Origin of the sequence: Candidatus Chordibacter forsetii, from assembly GCF_964187505.1 — a bacterium.
GTDB classification, from domain to species: Bacteria; Verrucomicrobiota; Verrucomicrobiia; order Opitutales; family Seribacteraceae; genus Chordibacter; species Chordibacter forsetii.
The window spans coordinates 78159-84310 of record NZ_CAXLML010000179.1 but is presented as its reverse complement, the minus strand read 5'-3'; the positions used below and the strand labels follow the sequence as shown (position 1 = coordinate 84310).

The window sequence follows — 6152 nt, the reverse complement described above, 5'->3', positions numbered from 1 at the left end:
ACGAACGCTTAATCTAAAACCGATAGGATTTACTTTTTGTCCCATATCTTAAATTTTCTCGTCAGTTAAAGTTATACGCAAATGACTCATGCGTTTTTTGTATGGATGAGCGGAACCTCTTGCACAGGGACGGAAACGCTTTAATGCTGGCCCTTCCTCGACTATTGCTTCGCTAATAAAAAGATCGTCCGCGTTTAAGTTGGCATTATTTTCGGCATTTGCCATGGCGGATTTCAAAGTTTTGTCGAGCATACGAGCAGCTTTACGAGGAATATATTTTAAAAGAGACAAACCCTCAGTTGCTTTGCGACCAGGTAAAACTCTAGCAACTTCACGCGCTTTCTTAGGAGAAATCCTCATATATTTGGAGTATGATTTTATTTCCATATCTACTTTTGTGTATGAGGATTATGAGACTTAAAGGTACGTGTAGCAGAAAACTCACCCAACTTATGACCAACCATGTTTTCAGAAACATAGACTGGTAAAAAGTTCTTGCCGTTGTGAACAGTGAAATTAAGCCCTACAAAGTCTGGAGTAATTGTGGAACGGCGAGACCATGTTTTGATCGGTTTGCGATCACCGCTATCTTGAGCTTTTTGCACCTTCTTAATAAGATGAGGGTCAACGAAGAAACCTTTTTTAATAGATCTTGTCATAATAAATTATTTTACCCGGCGACCATTTCTACGAGTAATGATCATTGAATTAGATTGTTTAGACTTCTTTCGAGTCGGAAACCCTTTAGAAAGTTGACCCCATGGAGATGATGGATGACCACCGCCAGAAGTCTTACCTTCACCACCACCCATAGGATGATCAACGGGATTCATAGCAACACCACGTACTCTTGGTCGACGACCTTTCCAACGATTTCTTCCCGCTTTACCGATTGTAGCTTTTTGATGATTACTATTACCGACAGCACCGATTGTAGCTCGGCAATTTGACTTAACTAAACGAATTTCACCACTTGGAATTTTTAATGAAGCAGAATCTCCATCGATAGAAATTAAACGGGCTTCGCTTCCTGCAGATCTACAAATTTTTGCACCTGCACCTGGAAGCATTTCTACGCAGTGGACTTTTGTGCCCATAGGCAAAAATTTTAAGGGCATAGCATTTCCTGTTTTGAACTCAATACAATCATTGGAGCTCAATAATACATGCCCAACTTCAACTTGTTCAGGTGCTAATATATAGGCTTTGTCACCATCATTGTATTGGATAAGAGCAAGGTTTGCAGTACGATTAGGATCGTATTCAATAGCAATAACTTCTGAAGGTTGATTAACGCGTTCTCTACGAAAATCAATTTGACGATAAAGCCTCTTGTGCCCACCTCCTCTACGCCTGCTTGTGATACGACCGTAGCTGTTTCTTCCCTTTTTCCTATGATGACCGGAGGTTAAGGATTTTTCAGGTCTCTTCTTTGAAAGCTCCTGTTTATTTTTAAGATAAAATCGACCGCTAGGGGTAACGGGTTTTTGTTGTAAAATAGCCATGTTAAAATTCTCCTATTAAGCGAGGTCAATACTGTCGCCAGCTTTCAGGGTAATAATAGCTTTCTTACTCAGAGCAGTGTAACCGAGTTTACCTCTGCGCATTCGATCACGTTTAGTCTTTGGTTTTTGAATCAAAGTATTAACCTTGTTAACCTTAACACCAAAAGTCTGCTCAATCGCATTTTTGACATTAGTCTTAGTAGCCTGTGGATAAACAGAAAACACATACTGGTTTAAATTTGCCGAAAGCATGGTAGCTTTTTCTGTTAGCAAAGCTTCTTTTAGGATAGTTACAGGCTCTTTCATGAATTATCGCTTTGAGAGTTAGATATTTTGGCAACTAAAGAATTAATTCCTTGTAAACTTGAAACCACTTGCTTGGTCCCAACCAAGTCGAGTGCATTTACATCAATCGATTTACTAAGTTTAATTTTTGGTAAATTTCGAGCAGCTAAACTAATATTTTTATCAAAGTTTTCTCCTATGATAAGGGTTTTACCATCCGCACCAATCGTTTTGAGAAGACTAGCAAAATCTTTGGTTTTGTGAGATTTAACAGACCAATCCTCAATAAGAGAAATCGAACCATCAGAAGCAAGATCTACCAAAGCACGAGTTAGTGCTAACTTACGAACTTTACCATTAACTTTCTGGGAGTAAGAGCGTGGCTTGGGGCCAAAAGCAACACCACCTCCTCTACGCTGTATCGCGTTTTTATCACCAGCACGACCAGTACCGAGACCTTTCTGGCGGTAGATTTTTTTGCCAGAACCAGCAACTTCAGCACGCGTCTTCGTAGATGCATTACCTTGCCGTAGGTTTGCCCTGACTGCTAGTACACATTGGCGCAAAGCATCAACACCTTTTCCGTCTTCTAGAGAAGGGAAATTTTCAATAGTCGTTTCTTTTGATGAAGAACCGTCTGATTTAAACAATTTTAATTTCATCTTAAAATTCTACTTGGAGGTCTTGAGTTTTTTAGCCACACGGATGGATAAAATTCCACCTTTATGACCTGGAATGCTGCCCTTAATTAATATTAAGTTTTTCTCAGGAATAGTTTTTACAACCTTAAGGTTTTGGGTAGTGCGCTGCACATCACCCATATGACCAGGCATTTTCTTATTCTTAAAAACACGACCTGGCCATTGGCAAAGACCATAAGATCCACCACGACGATGAAACATAGAACCATGAGAAGCAGGACCTCCTCCGAAATTCCATCTTTTAACCACGCCCTGAAATCCTTTTCCTTTGGTCGTTGATACAACATCAACCATTGAAATATCAGCAAAGTCAGTCACTGTAATAGAGTTACCTGCCTCGAATTGATGATCAACTGGGAGCCGGAACTCTTTAGATAACTGCTGGGGTTCAGCCTTTGCTTTAGCAGCATGTCCCTTAGATGCACGGTTTGCTTTATTGGGACTTTTACCCTTTGGGTTGTAACCAATTTGTACAGAGGTGTAACCATCTGATTCAACAGTTTTCACTTGAAGGACTGGACATGGACCAGCTTCAATAATGGTTACAGGGACAAGGTTATTGTCTTCGTCGTAGACTTGGGACATCCCAAGCTTTTTTCCTAAAAGTTCAAGTTTCATTCTTTAAGCGGCAGGCGAACTAAAGTTCTTTTAGACCTGCTTTAAAGGGGTTTAGAGTTAATTAATTAGATAGAGAGGAGAATGATTAAACGTTGATGCTGATTTCAACGCCTGCAGGTAAGTTTAACTTTTTTAGTTCGTCAACAGTCTGTACGGTTGGCTCAATTATATCGATAAGTCTTTTGTGAGTACGAAGCTCAAATTGATCCATAGACTTTTTATCAACATGAGGGGAGCGATTAACTGTGTATCGTTCGATTCTTGTTGGCATAGGAATAGGCCCGGCAACACGTGCGCCTGTTCGTTTTGCTGTATCTACAATATCAGATGCAGACTGATCAATTACTCGGTAATCGAAACCTTTTAATTTAATGCGTATTTTGTGTCCGTTCATAATTTAGCTTCTTGCTGGTTCGCGAGAAGAGGTTTCAACGATATTCTGAATTAGGCTTTGTGGTACCTGATCAAAGTGAGAAGGAGTCATAGAATAATCCGCCCTTCCGGAGGATAGTGATCGCATGTCTGTTGAATACCCAAACATGTTTTCGAGAGGTACAAAGGCATCAATGATACAAACAGTGCCACGAGATTCCATGCCTTGGATCTGTCCGCGACGACGATTCAAGTCTCCAATTAATTCACCCTGATATTCATCAGGTGTGGAAACTTCAACTTTCATGATAGGTTCTAAAAGAATTGGTGTAGCTTTCTTCATGGCATCCTTGAATGCAAAAATGCCTGCCATCTTGAAAGCCATTTCAGATGAATCGACATCATGAAAGGACCCATCAACAAGTGAGACCTTAAAATCGATTACAGGATACCCAGCAATTACACCACCTTGAGCAGCTTCTTTTATACCATCCAAAGTAGGCTTGATAAACTCTTTAGGTATAGATCCACCAACGATCTTGTTTTCCAATTCAATACCTTTACCCTTTTCCAAACTCTCGATTTGAATTACTGCATGGCCATACTGTCCACGACCACCTGATTGACGAACAAACTTACCAACACCCTCGGAAGAGGAAGTAATTGTTTCACGATATGCGATTTGGGGTTTGCCGGCAGTAGCTTCAACCTTAAATTCACGGAACAGGCGGTCTCTGATAATATCAAGATGTAGTTCACCCATACCTGCTATAATCGTTTGACCAGTTTCCTCATTACTTGAAAGACCAAATGTAGGATCTTCTTCGGAAAGCCTCTGCAAACCAATTGACATCTTTTCCTGGTCTGCCTTGGTTGCAGGCTCAATAGACATGGAGATCACTGGCTCAGGAAATGTTGGTGGTTCGAGGCGGAGGTCTAAAGATTTGTCGCAAAGTGTATCACCTGTAACAACATCTTTGACTCCGATTAAAGCACAAATATCACCTGAATAAGCGACATCAATGTCCTCACGGGCATCAGCTTTCATAATCATAAGCCTCGACACACGTTCTGACTTACGAGTACGGGGATTATAAAGTGTAGAGCCCTTCTTTAATGAACCTTGATAAACACGATAAAAAACTAACTTACCAACGAATGGATCTGTCATGAGCTTGAAGGCAAGCCCAGCAACTTGCTTAGAATCATCAGGTGCTACTTCGACAGGGTTTTCGTCAGAATCCTCGCCTTTCATCGGTGGTAGATCTAAAGGGCAGGGAAGATAATCAACCACTGCATCCATCAACATTTGAACACCTTTATTCTTAAATGCACTACCAGGAATTACCCCAACAAACTTAATTGAAACAGTAGCTTTACGAATTGCTAGGCGCAGTTCATCTTCAGAAATATCCTCACCCTCAAGGTATTTGTTGGCAATATCGTCATCAAAGTCAGATACCGCTCCAATTAAAGATTCTCGATACTCATTAGCCTGATCAATTTGATCAGAGGGAATTTCAACGGTATCAAACTTAACACCACTTTCATCGCTTTCGTCGTAAATGTAGGCAACCATTTTAACGAGATCAATCAAACCCTTAAAGTTCTCCTCAGCACCTATTGCCAGAAAGAGGGGATGTGCATTTGCTCCAAGTTTATCTCGCATGGTCTGGAGGGCAGACAAAAAGTCCGACCCCATACGGTCCATCTTGTTGATAAAGGCAAGTCGAGGAACATGGTATTTATCCATTTGCCGCCAAACAGTCTCAGATTGGGGCTGTACGCCCTCAACTGATGTAAATACTGCTACAGCTCCGTCTAAAACTCTTAGGGATCTCTCAACTTCAGCAGTAAAATCTACGTGACCCGGAGTATCTATTATATTGATACGGTGATCAATTCCTGCGTATGGTCCCTCCGACGTAGTCCAACCACAAGAAATAGCAGCAGATGTAATCGTAATTCCACGTTCTCTCTCTTGCTCCATCCAGTCTGTGGTAGCGTTGCCTTCATGGACTTCACCGATTTTGTGCACAACACCTGAATAAAACAAAACTCTTTCAGTACATGTGGTTTTCCCAGCATCAATGTGTGCTGCAATTCCAATGTTACGAGTGTGCTCTAAGATTGTATCACGAATCGAAGAATTAGCTGGAGAGGGTTCTAGTACTGCGGTCATGACAAAAAATTACCAGCGCAAATGAGCAAAAGCACGATTAGCCTGAGCCATTTTATGAGTTTCCTCACGTTTTTTTACAACAGACCCAGTGTTGTTGTAAGCATCGATAAGTTCGTTTGCTAAAGCTTCTGCCATTGGGGTGCCCTTGCGACCTGAAGCAGCATTTACAACCCAACGAAAAGCAAGGCTTTGTTGGCGTTCAAATGCTACCTCAATTGGAACTTGATAAGTAGCACCACCGACTCGTCGACTCTTTACCTCAATTTTTGGGCGAATGTTTTCAAGTGCACCCAAGACAAGATCGACAGGGTTTCCTTTTTCTAATTTCTCAGCCATCTTTTCGATAGCGGTGTATACGACACGTTGAGCAACAGATTTTTTCCCGCTAAACATAACCATATTTATCAAGGAACTGATTAAAGTACTTCCGTGGCGGGGATCAGGGAGCACAGGGCGCTTGTTAGCTTGACGACGACGAGACATAATAAA

Annotated in this window: 9 protein-coding genes; all 9 read right to left on the bottom strand. The window is 41.3% G+C overall.

Annotation, left to right across the window (positions count from 1 at the left end; translation table 11 throughout):
- Positions 1 to 48 precede the first annotated feature (48 nt).
- The 9 genes from rplV to rpsG all read right to left on the bottom strand — a co-directional run bounded on the left by rplV (position 49) and on the right by rpsG (position 6146).
- Positions 49 to 387, bottom strand: a complete 339-nt coding sequence (rplV, locus tag ACKPQ4_RS07930; RefSeq protein WP_407680648.1) for a 50S ribosomal protein L22 — start codon at positions 385 to 387, stop codon at positions 49 to 51.
- Positions 388 to 389: 2 nt separating this feature from the next.
- The gene (rpsS, locus tag ACKPQ4_RS07925; RefSeq protein ID WP_407680647.1) at positions 390 to 659 is read right to left on the bottom strand and encodes a 30S ribosomal protein S19; all 270 of its coding nucleotides are present in this window, start codon (positions 657 to 659) and stop codon (positions 390 to 392) included.
- Between the two features lie 6 nt (positions 660 to 665).
- Complete coding sequence (gene rplB / locus ACKPQ4_RS07920; protein ID WP_407680646.1) at positions 666 to 1505, bottom strand: 50S ribosomal protein L2; 840 nt, start codon at positions 1503 to 1505, stop codon at positions 666 to 668.
- Between the two features lie 15 nt (positions 1506 to 1520).
- On the bottom strand, positions 1521 to 1811 hold the full coding sequence (gene rplW, locus ACKPQ4_RS07915) for a 50S ribosomal protein L23 (protein ID WP_407680645.1): 291 nt from the start codon (positions 1809 to 1811) through the stop codon (positions 1521 to 1523).
- Complete coding sequence (gene rplD / locus ACKPQ4_RS07910) at positions 1808 to 2452, bottom strand: 50S ribosomal protein L4 (protein WP_407680644.1); 645 nt, start codon at positions 2450 to 2452, stop codon at positions 1808 to 1810. The genes rplW and rplD overlap by 4 nt, the downstream gene beginning before the upstream one ends.
- Before the next feature lie 9 nt (positions 2453 to 2461).
- Positions 2462 to 3109, bottom strand: a complete 648-nt coding sequence (rplC, locus tag ACKPQ4_RS07905) for a 50S ribosomal protein L3 (protein ID WP_407680643.1) — start codon at positions 3107 to 3109, stop codon at positions 2462 to 2464.
- Between the two features lie 85 nt (positions 3110 to 3194).
- Positions 3195 to 3503 carry a 30S ribosomal protein S10 gene (gene rpsJ, locus ACKPQ4_RS07900; RefSeq protein WP_407680642.1) on the bottom strand — a complete coding sequence of 103 codons (309 nt, stop codon included), beginning with the start codon at positions 3501 to 3503 and terminating at the stop codon, positions 3195 to 3197.
- Positions 3504 to 3506: 3 nt separating this feature from the next.
- Positions 3507 to 5663 carry an elongation factor G gene (fusA, locus tag ACKPQ4_RS07895; protein WP_407680641.1) on the bottom strand — a complete coding sequence of 719 codons (2157 nt, stop codon included), beginning with the start codon at positions 5661 to 5663 and terminating at the stop codon, positions 3507 to 3509.
- 9 nt (positions 5664 to 5672) lie between these two features.
- A complete protein-coding gene (gene rpsG / locus ACKPQ4_RS07890; RefSeq protein ID WP_407680640.1) occupies positions 5673 to 6146 on the bottom strand; it encodes a 30S ribosomal protein S7 in 474 nt (157 codons plus the stop codon).
- Positions 6147 to 6152 lie beyond the last annotated feature (6 nt).